This window comes from Lysinibacillus piscis (assembly GCF_026012395.1).
Classification (GTDB): Bacteria; Bacillota; Bacilli; order Bacillales_A; family Planococcaceae; genus Lysinibacillus; species Lysinibacillus piscis.
This window is the reverse complement of record NZ_BRZA01000009.1, coordinates 28,405-44,859: the sequence shown is the minus strand read 5'-3', so window position 1 is coordinate 44,859 and position 16,455 is coordinate 28,405. Positions and strand designations below refer to the sequence as shown.

The following is a 16,455-nucleotide window of genomic DNA, read 5'->3' as shown; positions in this document are numbered from 1 at the left end:
CTTATGCTTCAAATCCTACACATGGACATTTATCTATTGGTCATAACACAATCGATGAACCTTGTATAACACCTTACGTTTGCTGATAGCGAGTATACCTAATTCTTCTTGATACTTATTAAGCTATATACACGCTAATTATTCTATATAAGCTATATTTCTTCTCAAAACCGACAATGTAAGCTCAAACTCTATTATTTCTTTGCTCCAACCACAATTTGCATTAATTCTTCTAACATATCAAATGGTTGATATTTTTCGCATTTGCGCTCATCAATTGTTAGCTTTAACTGCATGCCATCCATACCAAACCCTACAGCACGCCCAAATTTCATCGACTGCTCGACCACCTTACTACCATCAACTTGTGCCGTACCTTCCTCAGACAATAAAATCGTAATAATTTTTTGTCTTTCCTTCACAGAAACAACACCGACTTCTAAGCCCCAAACCTTCATACGTGCAATACGCAATAGACGCTCTGTTTCAATTGGTAAATCGCCGAAACGGTCTGCTAATTCTTCCACAATTTCTCCGTACTCGTCTACTTGCTCCATCGCCTTGATACGTTTATACATTTGAATTTTTTGATAGCCATCTGGGATATAAACATCAGGAATATAGGCATCTATACTTAAAATAATTTCGATATCTGGCTTTTCTACCTTTTTCACACCTGTTTGACGTTCCTCAATTGCCTCTTGTAGCATTTGTGAATATAAATCAAACCCTACCGAATCAATAAAGCCATGCTGCTGTGCGCCAAGTAAGTTCCCTGCTCCACGAATCGATAAATCACGCATCGCAATTTTAAAGCCTGATCCCAATTCCGTAAATTCTTTAATCGCCTGTAATCGCTGCTCGGCTACATCTGTCAGCACTTTATCCCGTTGATACATAAAGTACGCATAAGCCACTCGATTAGAGCGCCCTACACGCCCACGTAATTGATAAAGCTGTGCCAGCCCCATTCTATCTGCATCGTGAACAATCAATGTATTGACATTCGGTATATCTACACCTGTTTCAATAATCGTTGTTGTTACAAGAACATCATAGTCTCCCTCTAAAAAGGCTAAAATGACAGACTCTAGCTCTGATTCAGTCATTTTACCATGTGCATGACCAATACGTGCTTCTGGTACAAGCGCCTGAATCTCATCTACTTTACGTGCCATGTCTTCCACACGATTATATAAATAAAAGACTTGTCCGCCTCGTGCCATTTCTCGCTCAATTGCCTCACGCACCAATGCGCCACTATGCTCCATCACATACGTTTGTACTGGGAAACGATTAGCTGGTGGTGTCTCAATAACTGATAAATCACGCACACCAACCATTGACATATGCAATGTTCTTGGAATCGGAGTTGCCGTTAAAGTTAAAACATCCACATTTGTTTTCAACTGCTTTATCTTTTCCTTATGGGTAACACCAAAGCGTTGCTCCTCATCAACAATCAGTAATCCAAGGTCTTGGAATAGTAAATCCTTCGATAAAATACGATGTGTACCCACGACCACATCTACTTGTCCTGCCTTTAAGCCTTTAATTGTTTCACTTTGCTCCTTTTTCGTACGGAAGCGTGAGAGTAGGCCGACATTAATTGCAAAGTCTTGGAAACGTTCTCGCATTGTCTCATAATGCTGCTGTGCTAAAATCGTAGTTGGCACAAGAAATGCTACCTGCTTACCATCTTGAATCGCTTTGAACACAGCACGAATAGCTACCTCTGTTTTCCCATAGCCTACATCACCACAAACAAGGCGATCCATTGGGCGTTCACGCTCCATATCACGTTTCACCTCGATAATGGAACGCAGTTGATCCTCTGTTTCCTCATAAGGGAACGACTCTTCAAAGCTACGTTGATCGTCATTATCTGGTGCAAAGGCATGGCCTTTCTCTGCCTCTCGTTTTGCATAAAGCTTGATTAAATCATCTGCAATATCTTGTACAGCAGAGGATACTTTTGCCTTTGCCTTTTTCCATTCTGCGCCACCTAGCTTATGTAGCTTAGGCTCACGATCCTCAGAGGCGACATATTTTTGAATTAAATCAATTTGCTCCACAGGCACATACAATTTATCATCTGCTCGATAGCGAATGTGTAGATAATCCTTATGTGTACCATTTACTTCTAAAGTCTCGACACCGATGTATTTCCCAATACCGTGATGAACGTGGACAACATAATCGCCTGCTTTAATCTCAGTATAGCTTTTAATACGCTCGGCATTCGTCATTTTTTGTGGACGTGCCTTTTTCTTTATTTGTTGCTTAAACAGTTCGTCCTCTGTCACAATAGCTAATCGTTGTAATGGCAATTCAAAGCCACTGGATAATGTACCATTCACAATATATATCCCTGCATCTGTTGGCTCACCAATTGTTGTAGGAATATCATATTCCTCTAGCATTTGCTGTACACGTTTCATACGTTCAGTATTTCTGACAACAATTAATACTGTAAATTTACTTAATAGCCAACGCTCCACTTCATTTTGCAATAAAGACATTTGTCCATGGAATTGCTGCATCGGCTTACAAGAAAAATTGGTTGTTTTATTAAAGGTAATGCCTGAAAATGTGCGTGAGAATAGCGATAAATATAGCTTTTGCTGTGGTAGCATCGCCAAAATTTCCTTTAAAGAAAATGCTGGCTTCACATCATGAACGATTTTACCTTCTTCAATTAATGATAAAAACCACTCATGCTCCTCACGTTCCCAAGCATCCATCACTTCCTGCACACGTCCAAGCTCATCAAAAAGAACAAGCCCCTCTTTGGCAAAATAATCCCCTAAATAAGAGGTTTGGTCATATAATAATGAACCATACTTGTTAACATAGTTAGGTAAATGACCTTGTTGCAGTAATTCAATATCATATTGGATATGCTGGTATAATAATTCCTTCGTTTCTTGCTTTTTCACCTTTTTTAAACTGGCTGCCAACGCCACTTCTAAACGACTTGCCAATGCCATGCGTTCTTCCTTCGTTAAAATAACCTCTGAAGCTGGCAAAATACGGACTTCCTGTAGTTTATCAATAGAGCGTTGGTCATCCGCAGAAAATGTACGAATCGAATCCACCTCGGTGTCAAATAATTCAATACGAATAGGCGCTTCAATATAAGGTGGATAAATATCTAATATCCCCCCACGTAAAGCAAATTCTCCTGGTGTTGTGACCATCGAATTACGCACATACCCCATCTCGACTAATGTATGTAGCCACGTCTGAATATCAATTTCCTCTCCTACAGCAGTGTGTAAAAAATATTGTAGCCAATGTGCTTGTGGTTGCATCATCTTACGTAAGCCCGCTACAGGTATGACATAGACAGCCTTCTCCCCTCTAGCTAAACAATCCAATGTTGCAATACGTTCAGCTCGTAACTCTGGAGAAGCAATCGACAAATCTGCTGCAATAAAATCATCGGCTGGATAATAACGGACATATTCTTCCCCAAGTAAACCTGCTAGCTCATCGACCATCTTTTGTCCTTGTAATAGATTAGGAGCAATAATATAAATCGGTTTATTTGTATAATGAAATAACGCATCTACCAATACTGGACGTGCGCTACCTGTTAAACCTGTAATTAGCTGTGATGCTATATGATTTTGCTGTATTTCCTGCAAAAACGAGGTAATATGTTTGTCCTGCGATATACGCTGACGTAGAACTTGCACAGTTCAAAACCCCTTTCGAGTATGTTCTTTATTGTAAAATGGAAAAAGCCTTGGACGCACGACTCATGCGCCAAAGCAACTTCCCATTATTGTAGCCATTTATGAAGTGCATGATAATCTGGATATTGTCGAAGGGAATCTTCACATTGTTCACAAATACAATGCACCGTCGTTTGCCCATGTTGATCTTTTTCCACATAATCATCGGCTTCACCTAGCTCGAAAACATGAAGCTTGCGAATCGTATCATCTGCATCAAATGGTAATGTCCCGATTTCTACCTCACAATGGCGACAACGATAGCGAATTGACATCTCCAAATCACCCTTCCTTTAAACAACTTGCTACTTAAAGTATAGGCAATTTTGTCAAAGTTTATGCACTATTTATCAAGCATTAAATTGATTCATCACATCAAGGAAAGGCTTTGTTAAAGCTGCTTCAACAGCATCTACACATTTGTCGATAGCTGTATGCACAATCGATTGCTCCTCTGCTGAAAATTTAGCTAATACATAATCAGCGACCTTCATTCCAGCAGGAGGACGATTCACTCCAATACGGATACGATTGAATTCCTGTGTCCCTAAATGTTGAATCAAGGATTTAATGCCATTATGTCCACCTGCACTACCTTTTTGACGTAGGCGTAATTTCCCTGTTTCTAAATCTAAGTCATCATAAATCACAATGATGTCTTCTACAGCCACATCAAAATAATCCATTAGCGGGCGCACCGATTCACCCGATAAATTCATATATGTTAACGGTTTCAATAATATGACTTTACCCTCTGGACGATGCACGGTTGCATACATACCATTAAATTTCATTTGGTTTAATGGTGCACTCCATTTATCTGCTAAAGCATCAATCACATCAAAGCCGATATTATGCCGTGTATGCTCATATGGTTTGCCTGGATTGCCCAGACCAATAATTAATTTCATCTATATGTTACCCCTTTTACTCAATCTATCTATAGCCATTTTTTATACATAATTCTTGCTCATTTTACCATAGAAAATAGATGATGTCTTTTGTTCACTGACTTACGGTATACTAAGACATCTTATTAGCCTCACAAAATCCACCAATTTAAAATTTCCATTAATCATTTATATTATCATACTAGTCATTTGTATTTTATTACCTTTAAATGGTATATACGACATAAATAATTTAGGCTAGAGGTAACGATATTAGAATATAAAATTGCCTTCATCAAATGCTACTTCTTACTTTTCAGCCAAACATACAAGAAACCAAATGCTGCACTGAAGCGCACAACCGAGCTAATATTCATCGCAATCGTCATATCAAAAGTCTCCAATAGCCAAATACCGATTTGTGGAGCGATGAAGGCAATAATCGCTAATAAAACATTGTACGTTGTAATGCAATATGTGCGGTTTTCCTTTGGTGCATTTTCTAATAATAAATTAAATAAAATCAAAATCGTTCCTGATACAAATAAACCTGATAACACAGACATTAATGTAAGATAGATAAAATTTGTTGATAACACCATTAAACATGGTGAGGTTGCCATACCAAGCGCCACCCAGACAAACACACGCATATTGCCATATTGCTCAGACCATTTACGCCATAATGGGAACGATAAAATTTGAGCAAGCATATTGGCCACACTAAACATACTAATCCAAAAAATAGTCGCCTCAGCATAACGCACATTATAAATATTAAAAAGTCCCCATGCCATTTGCCATCCAAAATTAAAACATAAAGCCACAATTAAAAAGCGTACATAATGCGTATCTTTAAAAATGGCCCAATTCATGGCTTTGTTCTTTTTTGTTTGTTGCAGACGTTGTCCTTCCTCATGTCGTAATAGAAAATACATTTCCAATAAACCAAAGCCAAAAGCAATCGCAAATAAAATTTGATACGCCCATTCATTATTCGTCGCATCACGCATGACAATACCAATAATTAAAGTAGAAATAAGTCCAACAATTGTCAACAGTCGGTTACGGTCACTAAAAAATTGGGCTCGTCGATGATCTTCTATGATATTCCCAATTAATGCCTGCCAGCCCATATTTGCCATCGTATTTGGAATACTCATAAAGGCAATCAATGTTAGCAATGTCCATGCTGCTATTGTATTTGGTAAGTAGACAACCAATAAAATAAACAAAAATACGAATCTCGCTAATAGCACAGAAAACGCAACTAGCTTCTTTTGCTCTACAGCCTTATTCAACATTAATGCGGCAGGAATCGTCATCAGCAATGTAATAAGTGGTGGAATGGAGCTAATTAAGCCCACCTGATAATTACTTGCTCCCAAAATAGCAATAGCAAATAAAGGAATGTAATTACTTGTCGTATTAGCGGCAAGTGTGGAAGCCATGCCATGATAAATACTAATTTTTTCATTATACGTTTTCATACAAATTCTACTTTCTATTTAGAGTTATCTTCATTATAGCGAAGAAACAAATTCATGAAAGCTCAAAATCTTCAGTCTTTTGGCTGAATTAATATCAATTACGCTGAAGCGTAATTGCGTCTGGATTTTTTCGAGCTCACTCGTATAAAGGAAGTTAGCCTAAAAGCATCACATCCTGTGACAACGGCTAACTAACCTACATCGTGTAGGCCCTCAAAATCCATGACACACGGTTTTTCTGTGCGAAAGCGTAGTGAAATGCAGCGTCAGCAATGTATTCCCCTGTACCAAGATAAAAAAAGCCACTGTTGAGAGATTTTGTTCTCAACAGTGGCGATATTTAATTAATCGAATAATGTACTTACAGATTTGTTTTCATATACACGAGAAATTGCATCAGCCATTAATTTCGCTACAGAAAGCTGTTTAATTTTTGGTGATAGCTTTTCTTCAGACAATTGAATCGTGTTTGTCACTACTAATTCTTTAATAGCGGAATTTTCGATACGCTCAATAGCTGGTCCAGATAGTACTGGGTGTGAGCAACAAGCATATACTTCTTTAGCGCCAGCAGCACGTAGCGCATCTGCACCAATTGTAATCGTACCTGCTGTATCAATAATATCATCAATCAGGATTGCCACTTTACCTTCTACATTACCAACGATGTTCATTACTTCTGCCACATTTGGTTTTGGACGACGTTTGTCAATAATCGCAATCGGTGCTTTTAGACGCTCTGCCATTTTACGAGCACGTGTCACACCACCATGGTCTGGAGAAACGATGACTAATTCGTCCTCTGGAATACCTTTTGACTTAAAGTAATCTGATAATAAAGGTACTGCCATTAAATGATCAATCAAAATATCAAAGAATCCTTGAATTTGTGGTGCATGTAAATCTAATACGATTACACGTGTTGCACCTGCTGTTTCAAGTAAGTTTGCTACTAATTTCGCTGTAATTGGCTCACGCGCTTTTGCTTTACGGTCTTGACGTGCATAGCCGTAATAAGGCATTACAACGTTTACTGTACGAGCAGACGCACGTTTCACTGCATCCACCATAATTAAAAGTTCCATTAAATGTTCGTTTACAGGTGCAGAAGTAGATTGCACAATAAACACATCACACCCACGAATACTTTCTTCAATGTTAATTTGAATCTCTCCATCGCTGAAGTGTTTAACAGAGGATTTTCCTAGTTCTACACCCATTTCCTTCGCAATTTCTTGCGCAAGTGGATTATTCGAATTTAATGAAAAGATTTTTAATTGTGAGTTTGCATAATGATATGGCATGATGGCCTCCTGTTTAGTTGATAATTATTTTAAATTTAATTTACTAACATAATTGGGCTTGTTTTCTTGTCTTGCACGAGCAATGGCTAGTGCGTCCTCAGGAACTTCTTTTGTAATCGTTGATCCTGCTGCAATAAATGAACCTTTTCCAACTCTCACTGGTGCTACTAAATTCGTGTTACATCCTACAAATACATCATCTTCAATAATTGTTTGGAATTTATTTTTTCCATCATAATTCACGGTAATAGAGCCACAGCCGATATTGACATTTTGACCAATCTCCGCATCACCGATATAGCTTAAATGTGATACCTTCGTATCATCACCTAATGTACTCTTCTTCACTTCTACAAAATTACCGATTTTCGCATGACTTCCAATGGTAGATTGTGGACGAATATGTGCGAAAGGCCCAATAGCTGTATCATCTGCAATGACACTTTCACGTACAACAGAGGAATGAATCGTTGTTCTATCCCCAATACGACTAGCTATCAATTGTGTATTCGGTCCAATGATACAATCTTCACCAACAACTGTTTTGCCTTCAATAATTGTGCCTGGTTGAAGTACTGTGTCACGCCCAATTTCTGCGTCTACACTAATGTGTGTTGTTTCTGGGTTAATGATTGTCACACCATTGCGCATATGCTTTTCATTAATTCTTGCACGCATAATTGTTTCAGCTTGTGATAACGCTACACGATCATTGATGCCTAACGTTTCTTCAAAGTCTTCTGTCACATAAGCTTCCACAACAGCTTCTTGCTTTTGCAAAATTTCAATGACATCAGGTAAATAGTACTCCCCTTGTGCATTATCATTTTTCACAAGTTTTAATGCCTCAAACAAAGCCTTATTGTCAAAGCAATATGTGCCTGTGTTGATTTCCTTCACTACTTGTTGCTCTGGCGAAGCATCTTTTTGCTCCACAATTTGCTCAACTTGCCCATTGTGTCCACGTAAAATACGACCATAGCCTGTTGGATTATCAGCGATTGCTGTAAGGATAGTGGCTTTCGCACCCTTTTCTTGATGATGCTTCAACAAGGCCTGCATTGTTTCTGGACGGATTAAAGGTGTATCACCACAGACAACTAATGTGATACCTTCTTCATTTTCTAAAATAGGCTGTGCTTGTTGAACAGCATGTGCAGTACCTAGTTGCTCTTGCTGTAGTACATATTCGCTTTTCGTACCAAGTTGCTGCTGTACTTTCTCTGCTCCATGTCCAACAATTGTAACGATACGTTGAACACCTAATTCTTGAATATGGTCTACCACATGTTGTACCATGGGCTTTCCACATACAGTATGGAGCACTTTATATAATTTGGACTTCATACGTGTACCTTGACCCGCAGCCAAAATGACAGCAAAAATATTGCTCATCGATAAGTCCTCCAATGCACTCTTTTTCTATTATGACTATATAGCAAAAGCCATTTATTTTCAAGGTATGTAGACTTGACAAAAAGATGAACACCCACACTTTTTTATAATCAAATAAAAAAAGAGCCTTCTTCAAGACTCTTCCCATCTACACTGGTTAACATGTATGTAATTATTATTTACACACCGATTTCTTCTAATACTTCTTCTTGCTCACTAAAATTGTGATATTCATTTAAAATAATATCTTGTAATTTATTGCGAGCTTCTGAATTAATAGGATGTGCAATATCTCTAAATTCTCCATCTGGTGTTCGTTTGCTTGGCATTGCCACGAACAAGCCATTATTCCCTTCAATTACACGAATATCATGAATAACAAATTCATTGTCCAGCGTAATGGATACAATTGCACGCATGCGCCCTTCTGTTTGCACTTTACGCAATCTAACATGAGTAACTTCCATACGTTTGGCCTCCTTTCCTCATACAAAACCTAACGGAAAAATGCATTCTAAATTAGCGAATATTTTCCTGTCCACATAGTTTATCAAATTTTCTAAAAAATTTGAATACTTTTCGATATAATATTATTTTAACTTGCTAAATAGAAAAAGCACACCGAATAAGTTCAGTGTGCTTTGCGCTACTTTATTTAACGATAGCAATAACTTCAATTTCAACTTTTACATCGCGTGGTAAACGAGCCACTTCAACAGTAGAGCGTGCTGGCTTATGCTCACCAAAATGACTAGCGTATACTTCATTCATCGCAGCAAATTCATTCATATCTTTGACAAAAACAGTCGTTTTGACAACATTGTCTAAAGATGTGCCTGCCGCCTTTAATACTGCTTTTAAGTTAGCAAAAACTTGGTTTGTTTGTGCTACAATGTCACCTTCCACTAATTCGCCTGTTGCTGTTAATGGAATTTGACCTGAGCTATAAAACATCCCATTCACAAGAATTCCTTGTGAGTACGGTCCGATTGCTGCTGGTGCATTTGTCGTTGCTACTACATTCATTGATCATATCCCCTTTTCGTAAAATAATTGCCTTCACTCAGTTCAATTGTACGATCTTTCTCGTTTACTTCATGAAGCTTAATTAGTGAATAATAATCATCTACTAATGTTTCTCCTGCATGTTCAGCCTCTACAAGCACTGCAATACCTGCTAGCTGGCAGTCGAATTCCTCTAATAGATTTTTCATGCCATTCATCGTACCGCCGACTTTCATAAAATCATCCGTGATGAGCACACGCTGTCCACTTTTCATGCTTCTTTTTGATAATACCATTGTCTGAATTCTTCTGGAAGAACCAGATACATAGTTAATGCTCACTGTCGAACCCTCTGTAACTTTACTATCCCTTCTCACAACAACCACAGGAACATTTAAGTGTCTTGCAATAGCATGTGCAATTGAAATACCTTTTGTAGCCACCGTCATGATAATATCGATTTGTTGGTCAGCAAATGCAGAGGCAAAGACTTTCCCCACTCGGTTAATTAAATCTGGATTACCGAGTAAATCCGTCATAAATAAATAACCACCTGGCAACAAACGATCTGAATGCTCAAGCTCATTTTGTAAATCTTGAATGACTGCTCGCACCTCATGCTCAGACATTTTCGGAATATATTTCACTCCGCCTGCTGCACCTGGCACTGTCATCAATAACCCGATTCCTTTTTCTTCGAAAGTTTCTTTTACAATCGTTAAATCTTCACTAATAGAGGATTTAGCTGATTGATATAATTCAGAAAAATAAGTTAGCGGGATCAGCTGATGTGGATGTTCTAGTAAATAGTACGTCATATCAACAAGTCGTTCACTACGTTTCCATTTCATGCGACCCTCTCCTAAACACGAATATTTATAGGTAAAATTAACATAAACATGCGTCTTTAAGCAAGTATATTTCGTTCTCCTAAAATACGAACGGCATATACTTCCTCACAGAATCCTCGTAAACCATTATAAATACGATTCACACGCGCTTCACTGTTGACAAGGCCAAATACCGTTGGACCGCTTCCACTCATTAATGTTGCGTCTGCTCCAAAACGTTTCATTTGCTCCTTCAACATCACCACTTCAGGATGTAGCTTAAATGTGACAGTTTCCAAAACATTTCCTAATGAGGCACATACTAAGTCATAATCCCCTGTTTCAATCGCCTGAATCATTTGCTGGGTGTTTGGATGCACTACTTCTTCCACTTTTAGTCCACCATATACTTCCGCTGTTGAAACACCAATTTTAGGCTTTGCTAATACAACCCAGCATTGTGGGGGTGCGGGTAATTCTTGAATTTTTTCTCCACGTCCTGTTGCTAATGCTGTACCGCCATACACACAGAAAGATACATCTGAGCCTATTTGCGCTCCTAGCTCCGCTAATGTATCAATGGATAGCTGTAAATCCCATAATTCATTTAATCCCTTTAATGTAGCAGCTGCATCGCTACTACCACCTGCTAAGCCAGCTGCGACAGGAATTTCTTTCTCAATGGTAATGGCTACACCCTGCGTAATACCATATGTATCTTTCAGTAGACGCGCTGCCTGATACGCCAAATTACGATGATCATGTGGTACAAAATTATCTGAAGAAATAATTTTGATTTGATCGTCCTTCAGTGGCTCCAAACCAATGCGATCTGCTAAATCTACAGTCGTCATTACCATTTCTACCTCGTGATAACGATCTGCTCGTTTATATAAAGCATCTAACGTTAAATTTATTTTGGCGGGTGCTTTTACATAAAGCATCTTGATTCCTCCTTCGACTTCACGTCTTTCTCATATCGTGCATTCATCTATTTCAATGATGAATCTGACGAATATTCCACGTATTCCCTCAGATAATTGTTCCCTTTATTTTATCATAATGTACACCGTAAACGGAAAAAAGAACCGCATACCTTTGTTTGGTGTACGGCTCTCATTCATCAGTTGCTATAGTTGTATCAATCGGGATTCTTTAATAAGTGATTTACTTATTAGCTTGTGACGATTCACTTGCTCGTTCAGCCATTTCAATAGCACGCTTGACCATATTACCAGCATCTCGAGCCTTAATACCGCCCCATCCTTCTTTTTGTACAACATCATAAAATCCAAGCTCTTTCGCAATCTCTTCTTTTAAACGAGGTGACATGATACCTTTTTTTCTAGGCATATAAACTCCTCCTTTGGCAACTGATAACTATAGTATGTCCAAATAAGGATAAAACACTCATGCAGTTTTCACATACATGAGTGTTTTAAAATATAGAAACTATTTGGCAATTGCAGCCTTTGTTTCGTCTAAAAACGTAATTTCTACTGCCTCTGTTAAAATATCTGTGTAGCTATACGATACGCGCTTGCATGTATCGTCTTCTTGCTCAAGGTCAACGACAAAGATGGCACGATATGTTTCACGTAATACGCCCGCACTTTCCAATGTCTTCTTACGACCTCCGTTTGCTCTTAAATGCAAACGTTTCCCCAAATGACAATCCAACGACTTTTTAATGTCCGCTAAAGTTTTTGGCATTTTCGCTTACACCTCACTACTTATAAGTATAAGCAATACGCCCAAAAATGTCAACAAAATATATTATTTTATCAGCCCACAATAAATGTTGTCAACTTATTTTTACGTTTTTTATGGCATAAAATTTAAACGATTTATCATTTTGAAAATATTGGATACAAAGCGTCTGCTAATTTACCAAACTCCTGAATCGTAAGGGTTTCACCTCGACGTGTTGGCTCAATACCAGCTAAATGCAATGCTTCTATAATATGCTCTTTCTGTGCTTTGCCATTTGGTAAACCTGATTGTAGGTTATTAAAAATGGTTTTCCGTCTTTGTACAAACGACGCACGTGTCACAGTAAATAAAAATTCCTCATCAATTACTTTTACAGGCGGCTCATCATGCTTAATAAGACGAATGACAGCGGAATCCACATTTGGCTGAGGCATAAATACTGTTTTTGGCACTGTCATTGCAATATCAGCTTTCACATAATATTGAATGGCAATAGATAAAGAACCATATTCCTTTGTCCCAGGCTTAGCTGTAATACGATCCGCTACCTCCTTCTGCATCATGACTACAAAACCACGAATCGGCAACTGATCATGCAGCAGCTTCAACAAAATAGGCGTTGTCACGTAATATGGTAAATTGGCTACCACCATAATATCTTCAACATCAGACATCTCTTCTTTTATTACTTGTGCAACATCAGCCTTCAATATATCTGAATGTATAATCGTCACATTATCATAAGGACTTAATGTATCCTCCAGCACTGGCAATAAACGTTGATCAATTTCAAATGATACGACTTTTTTTGCTTGGCGTGCTAAATGCTCTGTTAATGCACCAATACCAGGACCGACTTCAATTGCACCGCTATTTTCAGTTAAATTTGCATGACCCACAATATTTCTCAAAATATTGGGATCGATTAAGAAATTTTGTCCTAAGCTTTTTTTGAATGAAAATCCGTATTTCTTTAAAATCTCCTGTGTTCTAATCGGTGTGGCAATATCTTTATACATTTTTCTCCCCCTGATTTAGCTGTGTAATAGCAGCGCCAAACTGTTCTTCTGTAATTTGAAACATTTTTAATCTTTTATGAAGTTGCTTACCATTTGTAGCACCAATATTTAAAATTTCACCTAGACGATCACGACGAGCCTTCGCTTTTGGATGACCAATTAAATGAGCTGTGATTAAATCCTCCATTGTTATACTATCTTGTATATGTGTCATATCACTTGGTGTATATACTTGACGCAATGCCTCTCGAATATCCTCATCTGCTGCATGCTCTATCCCTAGCCCTTTACCGTTTTTAGCGATAGTCTTTGCCTTTGGTAAAAAAGCATGCTTCACGCCTTTTACACGCTCCTCGATAATAGCTCGAATGCGCCTTCCTGGATAGTCTGGGTCTGTGAAAACAATGACACCACGTTTATTTTGTGCGTGTTGAATACGTTGTAATGTTTCTTCTGAAATAGCTGAGCCATTTGTTTCAATGGTATCTGCCTGTACAGCACGCTTAATAGCTACTGTATCATCTTTTCCCTCTACAACGATGATTTCTTGTATTTGCAAATCAAGCGCCTCTTTTCTATATACCTTCAAATTATTTTACAACCGCCTCTACTAATTGTACAGAACTACACCAAACACGGAAAAAAGCTTTCCCGCCAGTCAATACAGGAAAGCTACTATTTGTGAAAGAAATACATTTTGATTTTGAAAGTAAAATAACAAGCTCTTATCGCAATAGATATCGAAATAAATGCTAGCTTTTCTTTGTCTCAGCGGATATTACAAACACCTATCCCACTAGAAAATACTGCACATACCTATAGTGAAATGCAATTGATTAATTTTACATATTTTTTAATTTAATACTTTAATGCGGACTTTTTTACGACCCCAGCTACGTGCTTGGTTATCTGATTGTACAAGTACATCAATTTTATTTCCTCTAATCGAGCCACCTGTATCACCAGCAATAGCAGTACCATAGCCTTCGACCCAAACTTTTGAACCTAGCTTAATAAGCGATGGGTCTACGGCAATTACCTTCATACCAGATGCTGCGCGCAAGTTAATACCTGTCGCTGATTTACCTGTACAGCCATTACAATACGGTGTGTAAGCTGTTGCTGTTACATAAAATTCTTGCCCACTAGCAGGCTCTGCTGTACCACGAGAAACGCTCGCTACTAAAACCTTCGTTCCTACTGCTACAACCTGCTTTTTAGGTTCTTTTACAACTTTTTCAGTTTGTAAATTTTTTGTCACTACTTTACCATTCTCTTTGGTCACTTCATATGTTCGAGATACTACACCCTTCTCGCCCTTTGTGACTACTTTTTCCTTGCCCTTTTGCAACGAAGCATCCTTCTTTTTTTCAATTGCGAAGTCTAAAGAGTCTTCCACTACATCGATAACCTTTTCTACGCGAACTACTGTGATTTTACTTTCTGGAGTAATAGCGTCTTCCAGATTATTTTCGACACGATCGAATTCATTGAGCTGAATTCCTTGTTGTTTTAAAAAGTTAGCGACCGTAGTCGAAGTGGACCATACTTGCTGTTGATTCACTCCATCAACAAGCGATACTTGAAACGCCTTTTGAATATCAATTTTGTGATCCGTCCCTATCTCTGTATCTAGACCTTGTGCTATTGCATCATGCTCAGATACATGGATATTTGCTTCTTTCAAAATGTCTTTCACATGTGTTTCAGTTGTCCAAACTTTTGACTGATTTCCATCAACTGAAATAGTTACTTCTTTTGCCTGTTCCCATTTAATTGCTAATCCCTTAGTAATTTGGGTATTCAGAGAGGGTGATACCTTATCATGCTCTGTTATGGTTATATTTTGATTTTGCAGTAATTGTTCTACAGTTTTAGCATGTGTTGCGATCTTTAGTGTCTCTCCATTTGCTTCAAGTGTTACAGTGTTTTTAGTTCCTTGATACAAAACAAACGACACAACGGCTACAAACAGTACAAGCGAAATAATTCTTATAACTGTTTGATTACTCCTCCATGATCCTAAGAACAAGTTTTTCATGGAATTTTTTAACATGAAAAAACGCCTCCTTAATACAAAGTTGGATTATACGGACTAGATTTCGCTCTGTCAACTCAAATATCCTGACAAAAATGTAAGTCCGCTTTTTTTGACCAACTGAAAACCCAGTATCGGAGGCGTTTCAACTAGCTAAACATCTAATTTAAAAAACTTTTTCGCATTAGCTGTTGTTGCCTGTGCCACTTCTTCAATTGATAAATTTTTTAATTTAGCAATTTCTTCCGCTACTAACGGTACAAAAGCTGGTTCATTACGTTTCCCACGATAAGGATGTGGTGCTAAATAAGGTGCATCTGTTTCAATCAACAAATGTGCTAAAGGTATTTCTGTCGCTACTTCTTTTGGTAAGCGTGCATTTTTAAATGTCACAGGGCCACCAAGACTAATCATGAAATTCATTGCAATACATTCACGAGCTGTCTCCACGCTGCCACCAAAACAGTGCATAATGCCACCTACAGATGCTGCATTTTCTTCACGTAAAATTTGCACCACATCACCTGTAGCATCTCGATTATGAATAATGATTGGTAAATTTAATTTTTGAGCTAAATGAATTTGCTTACGGAAAAGCGCTTGCTGAACATCTTTGGGTGATTTATCCCAATAGTAGTCCAAGCCCATTTCACCAATGCCCACAATTTTAGGATGTGCAGCTAACTGCTCTATCCATTGTAGGTCTTCTTCTGTACAATCAATTGCATCTACAGGGTGCCAACCAATGACACCATAAACAAAATCATATTGCTCGATTAGCTCCATCGTCTTTTCAATCGTTTTTCGATCAAAGCCAATGACAACCATCGTTTCGACCTTCGCTTCAAGCGCTCTATCAATAACAGCTTGTAAATCTTCTTCATACTGATCTGCATTCAAATGTACATGTGTATCAATAAACATTTTCATTGCTCCTATCGTCATTTTATTAAAAATTATTATTTCATATTTTGCATTAATGTTACAATTCCATTACAAACGAAGGAGTATTGTGACATTACACATATAAG

At 38.0% G+C, this 16,455-nt stretch carries 16 protein-coding genes; all 16 read right to left on the bottom strand.

All coding sequences use genetic code 11. From position 1 onward, the window contains the following. Positions 1-194: 194 nt before the first annotated feature. Positions 195-3,701 carry a transcription-repair coupling factor gene (gene mfd, locus OPF91_RS17950; RefSeq protein ID WP_264990310.1) on the bottom strand — a complete coding sequence of 1,169 codons (3,507 nt, stop codon included), beginning with the start codon at positions 3,699-3,701 and terminating at the stop codon, positions 195-197. A gap of 86 nt (positions 3,702-3,787) precedes the next feature. Continuing rightward, a complete protein-coding gene (locus tag OPF91_RS17945; RefSeq protein ID WP_264990309.1) occupies positions 3,788-4,015 on the bottom strand; it encodes an anti-sigma-F factor Fin in 228 nt (75 codons plus the stop codon). Between the two features lie 75 nt (positions 4,016-4,090). Beyond that, complete coding sequence (pth, locus tag OPF91_RS17940) at positions 4,091-4,651, bottom strand: aminoacyl-tRNA hydrolase (protein WP_264990308.1); 561 nt, start codon at positions 4,649-4,651, stop codon at positions 4,091-4,093. Positions 4,652-4,932: 281 nt separating this feature from the next. Then, the gene (locus OPF91_RS17935; RefSeq protein WP_264990307.1) at positions 4,933-6,120 is read right to left on the bottom strand and encodes an MFS transporter; all 1,188 of its coding nucleotides are present in this window, start codon (positions 6,118-6,120) and stop codon (positions 4,933-4,935) included. 344 nt (positions 6,121-6,464) lie between these two features. Beyond that, a complete protein-coding gene (locus OPF91_RS17930; protein WP_264990306.1) occupies positions 6,465-7,424 on the bottom strand; it encodes a ribose-phosphate diphosphokinase in 960 nt (319 codons plus the stop codon). A 24-nt stretch (positions 7,425-7,448) separates the two neighbouring features. Beyond that, positions 7,449-8,819, bottom strand: coding sequence for a bifunctional UDP-N-acetylglucosamine diphosphorylase/glucosamine-1-phosphate N-acetyltransferase GlmU (gene glmU, locus OPF91_RS17925; protein ID WP_264990305.1), 1,371 nt, complete (start codon positions 8,817-8,819; stop codon positions 7,449-7,451). 179 nt (positions 8,820-8,998) lie between these two features. Then, positions 8,999-9,286, bottom strand: a complete 288-nt coding sequence (gene spoVG, locus OPF91_RS17920) for a septation regulator SpoVG (protein ID WP_264990304.1) — start codon at positions 9,284-9,286, stop codon at positions 8,999-9,001. Between the two features lie 184 nt (positions 9,287-9,470). Next, positions 9,471-9,845 carry a RidA family protein gene (locus OPF91_RS17915; protein WP_264990303.1) on the bottom strand — a complete coding sequence of 125 codons (375 nt, stop codon included), beginning with the start codon at positions 9,843-9,845 and terminating at the stop codon, positions 9,471-9,473. Further along, on the bottom strand, positions 9,842-10,675 hold the full coding sequence (purR, locus tag OPF91_RS17910; protein WP_264990302.1) for a pur operon repressor: 834 nt from the start codon (positions 10,673-10,675) through the stop codon (positions 9,842-9,844). The genes OPF91_RS17915 and purR overlap by 4 nt, the downstream gene beginning before the upstream one ends. 56 nt (positions 10,676-10,731) lie before the next feature. Beyond that, complete coding sequence (gene ispE / locus OPF91_RS17905) at positions 10,732-11,598, bottom strand: 4-(cytidine 5'-diphospho)-2-C-methyl-D-erythritol kinase (protein WP_264990301.1); 867 nt, start codon at positions 11,596-11,598, stop codon at positions 10,732-10,734. A 223-nt stretch (positions 11,599-11,821) separates the two neighbouring features. Then, positions 11,822-12,007 (bottom strand): small, acid-soluble spore protein, alpha/beta type, encoded by a 186-nt coding sequence (locus tag OPF91_RS17900; protein ID WP_264990300.1) that lies wholly within the window; start codon positions 12,005-12,007, stop codon positions 11,822-11,824. Positions 12,008-12,106: 99 nt separating this feature from the next. Then, positions 12,107-12,367 (bottom strand): biofilm formation stimulator Veg, encoded by a 261-nt coding sequence (gene veg / locus OPF91_RS17895; RefSeq protein ID WP_264990299.1) that lies wholly within the window; start codon positions 12,365-12,367, stop codon positions 12,107-12,109. Positions 12,368-12,504: 137 nt separating this feature from the next. Next, on the bottom strand, positions 12,505-13,386 hold the full coding sequence (rsmA, locus tag OPF91_RS17890; protein ID WP_264990298.1) for a 16S rRNA (adenine(1518)-N(6)/adenine(1519)-N(6))-dimethyltransferase RsmA: 882 nt from the start codon (positions 13,384-13,386) through the stop codon (positions 12,505-12,507). Beyond that, positions 13,379-13,945, bottom strand: a complete 567-nt coding sequence (gene rnmV, locus OPF91_RS17885) for a ribonuclease M5 (protein ID WP_264990297.1) — start codon at positions 13,943-13,945, stop codon at positions 13,379-13,381. The genes rsmA and rnmV overlap by 8 nt, the downstream gene beginning before the upstream one ends. 294 nt (positions 13,946-14,239) lie before the next feature. Beyond that, complete coding sequence (locus OPF91_RS17880; RefSeq protein ID WP_264990296.1) at positions 14,240-15,442, bottom strand: resuscitation-promoting factor; 1,203 nt, start codon at positions 15,440-15,442, stop codon at positions 14,240-14,242. Between the two features lie 135 nt (positions 15,443-15,577). Continuing rightward, the gene (locus tag OPF91_RS17875) at positions 15,578-16,348 is read right to left on the bottom strand and encodes a TatD family hydrolase (protein ID WP_264990295.1); all 771 of its coding nucleotides are present in this window, start codon (positions 16,346-16,348) and stop codon (positions 15,578-15,580) included. Between the last annotated feature and the right edge of the window lie 107 nt (positions 16,349-16,455).

Coding starts and splice junctions, on each gene's coding strand:
- OPF91_RS17880 (WP_264990296.1), bottom strand. CDS start 15,442: ATGTTAAAAAATTCCATGAAAAACTTGTTCTTAGGATCATGGAGGAGT.
- OPF91_RS17875 (WP_264990295.1), bottom strand. CDS start 16,348: ATGTTTATTGATACACATGTACATTTGAATGCAGATCAGTATGAAGAA.
- veg (WP_264990299.1), bottom strand. CDS start 12,367: ATGCCAAAAACTTTAGCGGACATTAAAAAGTCGTTGGATTGTCATTTG.
- ispE (WP_264990301.1), bottom strand. CDS start 11,598: ATGCTTTATGTAAAAGCACCCGCCAAAATAAATTTAACGTTAGATGCT.
- OPF91_RS17915 (WP_264990303.1), bottom strand. CDS start 9,845: ATGAATGTAGTAGCAACGACAAATGCACCAGCAGCAATCGGACCGTAC.
- purR (WP_264990302.1), bottom strand. CDS start 10,675: ATGAAATGGAAACGTAGTGAACGACTTGTTGATATGACGTACTATTTA.
- OPF91_RS17900 (WP_264990300.1), bottom strand. CDS start 12,007: ATGCCTAGAAAAAAAGGTATCATGTCACCTCGTTTAAAAGAAGAGATT.
- rsmA (WP_264990298.1), bottom strand. CDS start 13,386: ATGTATAAAGATATTGCCACACCGATTAGAACACAGGAGATTTTAAAG.
- glmU (WP_264990305.1), bottom strand. CDS start 8,819: ATGAGCAATATTTTTGCTGTCATTTTGGCTGCGGGTCAAGGTACACGT.
- spoVG (WP_264990304.1), bottom strand. CDS start 9,286: ATGGAAGTTACTCATGTTAGATTGCGTAAAGTGCAAACAGAAGGGCGC.
- OPF91_RS17935 (WP_264990307.1), bottom strand. CDS start 6,120: ATGAAAACGTATAATGAAAAAATTAGTATTTATCATGGCATGGCTTCC.
- pth (WP_264990308.1), bottom strand. CDS start 4,651: ATGAAATTAATTATTGGTCTGGGCAATCCAGGCAAACCATATGAGCAT.
- OPF91_RS17930 (WP_264990306.1), bottom strand. CDS start 7,424: ATGCCATATCATTATGCAAACTCACAATTAAAAATCTTTTCATTAAAT.
- OPF91_RS17945 (WP_264990309.1), bottom strand. CDS start 4,015: ATGTCAATTCGCTATCGTTGTCGCCATTGTGAGGTAGAAATCGGGACA.